The following is a 929-nucleotide window of genomic DNA, read 5'->3' on the forward strand; positions in this document are numbered from 1 at the left end:
AATCACTTTTGTTTTCTCTTCCTCAGGGTACTTAGATGTTTCAGTTCCCCTGGTATGCCTCTATTCAACCTATGTATTCAGTTGAAAGTAACTGTCCATTACGACAGCTGGGTTTCCCCATTCGGAAATCCTCGGATCAATGCCTGCTTACGGCTCCCCGGGGCGGTATCGTTGTTCGCCACGTCCTTCTTCGGCTCCTAGTGCCTAGGCATCCTCCGTGCGCTCTTACTAGCTTAACCTAACGTTCCGATTGATCCATCTCGCTTGCGCAATCTCGATACAATCTTCACGGGTATTACTAATCCCAGCTAAAGGATATTTCAGCAATTCTTCTTTCGTTATCCAGTTTTCAAGGTGCAATTGTTGAACRTTTTCCATTCAGAAAAGTTCTTGGTGGAGCCAAGCGGGATCGAACCGCTGACCTCCTGCTTGCAAGGCAGGCGCTCTCCCAGCTGAGCTATGGCCCCATAAATGGGTACCGACTTCTCAGAGTCGATAGTGGTGGGCCTTAGTGGACTCGAACCACCGACCTCACCCTTATCAGGGGTGCGCTCTAACCAGCTGAGCTAAAGGCCCTTGAGTTAATCTCTTGGACTTCCATTGAAAGAGGKTTACTCTTTCAAAACTGACAACGAGTATAGCGATAAACTGCCAWGTTTATCYGAACCTCATCGGGTTCRGGTATTTCCTTAGAAAGGAGGTGATCCAGCCGCACCTTCCGATACGGCTACCTTGTTACGACTTCACCCCAATCATCTACCCCACCTTCGACGGCTAGCTCCCTTGCGGGTTACCCCACCGGCTTCGGGTGTTGTAAACTCTCGTGGTGTGACGGGCGGTGTGTACAAGACCCGGGAACGTATTCACCGCGGCATGCTGATCCGCGATTACTAGCAATTCCGACTTCATGCAGGCGAGTTGCAGCCTGC

General features: G+C 50.6%; 2 tRNA genes and 2 rRNA genes. All 4 read right to left on the reverse strand.

Annotation, left to right across the window (positions count from 1 at the left end):
- Nucleotides 1-239 (reverse strand): 23S ribosomal RNA (locus AC1DWN_RS34400); the annotation flags it as partial.
- Between the two features lie 152 nt (nucleotides 240-391).
- A tRNA-Ala gene (locus AC1DWN_RS34405) sits at nucleotides 392-467 on the reverse strand.
- A gap of 32 nt (nucleotides 468-499) precedes the next feature.
- A tRNA-Ile gene (locus tag AC1DWN_RS34410) sits at nucleotides 500-576 on the reverse strand.
- 117 nt (nucleotides 577-693) lie between these two features.
- A 16S ribosomal RNA gene (locus AC1DWN_RS34415) occupies nucleotides 694-929 on the reverse strand; the annotation flags it as partial.

The organism is Paenibacillus sp. P4_A7 (genome assembly GCF_056402455.1).